Source organism: Shewanella sp. 10N.286.45.A1, assembly GCF_041470405.1.
Classification (GTDB): domain Bacteria; phylum Pseudomonadota; class Gammaproteobacteria; order Enterobacterales; family Shewanellaceae; genus Shewanella.
In genome coordinates this window covers 1-2000 of the sequence record NZ_JBFRMK010000413.1, presented here as the reverse complement: position 1 = coordinate 2000, position 2000 = coordinate 1, and the positions used below count along the sequence as shown (strand labels likewise).

Annotated in this window: 1 protein-coding gene; it reads right to left on the bottom strand. The window is 42.1% G+C overall.

All coding sequences use genetic code 11. The annotated features are described in order from the left end of the window. Positions 1–52: 52 nt before the first annotated feature. Complete coding sequence (locus AB4238_RS22090; RefSeq protein ID WP_372035751.1) at positions 53–1522, bottom strand: carbon starvation protein A; 1470 nt, start codon at positions 1520–1522, stop codon at positions 53–55. Positions 1523–2000 lie beyond the last annotated feature (478 nt).

Sequence of the window (2000 nt, the reverse complement as noted above, 5' to 3'; positions counted from 1 at the left end):
TTAAGTGAACGGCATTACTGCAAAGCAGCCCTTTTTTCAGGTAAAAGTTAGCCTATGACTCAGCAACAACTTTACGTTTCTGATGGGCTAGTATCAGTCCAATTAAGCAGATAACACCAACTGCAATACCCACTGGCTGGCTCATCTCTTGTGGCAATCCAAGTCCTATACCTGCGGTCATAATGTAAGACACTGTCACACAGGTACCAATGATGGCAGGTAAGCTGACTATCCAATGGAAAGTTCCGCGATCAAACAGATACTTAGTTGCCAACCACAATACACTGGTCGATAACAACATATTTGAGAACGCGAAGTAACGCCAAATCAATGAGAAATCAATTTTAGTCATGAAGTACGCAATGATTAGAATTGGAATGGCTAACAATAGGCGGTTACGCATACTTTGCGGGATCTTAAACGCATCAGTAATGGTCAGTCGCAACGAACGGAATGCTGTATCACCTGAGGTAATCGGGAAAATCGCCACTGCGATAATCGCCATGATACCACCAGCAACCCCAAGGTAAGTTGTGGCAACTTGGTTTACAACCAGGCCTGGGCCGCCCGCATCAAGAATGCTCTTAAGCTCTACATAGCCACCTGGGAATGCTGCAATACCAGCCAATGCCCATACACACGCTACGATGCCTTCAGACATCATCGCACCATAATAAACAGGGCGAACGTATTTCTCATTGGTTAAACAACGAGCCATGATTGGCGCTTGAGTAGAGTGAAAACCACTGATCGCACCACAAGTAATAGTCACAAACAGTAGCGGCCATACAGGTAAACCATCAGGATTTGGCGCTAATAGGTCATTGTTATAATGGCTATGATCGAAATAGGCAAAAATGTCACCAACTTCAGGTAGCTGCGGCGCACTCACTAACAAGCCAATTGCGATAGAGACTGTCATCACTATCATCAATAAGCCGAACAGCGGATAAAGTTTAGTGATGATTTTATCGATAGGAAGCATGGTTGCAAAAAAGTAGTAACCAAGGATCACCAACACCCAAAAGGTGTTATTGGCAAAAATGGTTCCCTCGAAGTAATCTAAGCTACTTAGCAACCCTGCCGGGCTCATGATAAAGACCACCCCGACGAAGAACAGCAACATCGCGGTGAATATTAACATTACGCCTTTAAAATAAATGTTGAAGTAGTGCCCTGCAATTTCAGGGAGACTTTTACCATCCTCTTTGATACTCAGCACGCCTGAGAAGTAGTCGTGTACGGCACCACCAATAATGTTACCCAACACAATCCAAACCAAAGCGATTGGGCCATATAATGCACCTAAGATAGGACCAAAGATTGGCCCGACACCGGCGACATTAAGAAACTGAATAAGGTAAGCTTTAACCGGATGAACTTTTACATAGTCCACACCGTCATCAAAACGCGTTTGAGGGGTTTTTGCTTTAGGATTAATACCTGCTTGTTTCTCTACAAAAGGGCTGTAGAACTTATAAGCGAGCAATAATAATCCAATGCATATAAAGAAAATAAGCATGTTTTGTTAATCCGTATTTTGTAGGGTAATTATTGTTATCCAAGTGTCAGTCACATCGATCCTGCGGTCAAGTAGCAATGTGTTATACCAAGGTCGGGTTCGCATGTTTGCTTTTTTAAAGTAGAGAAATTTTACAGCTTGGCTGCAAGCGTGGAATATTATCGACGTCTAATTAACAAATCCCGCAAAAACGCAGAGTTAGCATGTGTTCAACTCCTTCCCAGCCGCTTCGGTAATGATTGACTAATGCCTATGATATGGATTGAATCGTCAATGCTATCGCTATAAAAATAATCGAACAAAAAAACAGCTGAGAATATTTTTTAACAATCAGGTTCACTTTCTAACGCCAACCAGCAGCATTTCTATAGCACTACCTTATGGAAATTCAACATAATACCAATTGCATCAAAAGTTTGGCCATTCAGCGGGAATTTAAAACGTTGTAGGCAAGTAGTAGGATTTGAGCTAATAGTTA

Bases quoted from the DNA above. Each gene is read 5' to 3' on its own strand.
- AB4238_RS22090 (WP_372035751.1), bottom strand. From the start codon at position 1,522: ATGCTTATTTTCTTTATATGCATTGGATTATTATTGCTCGCTTATAAG.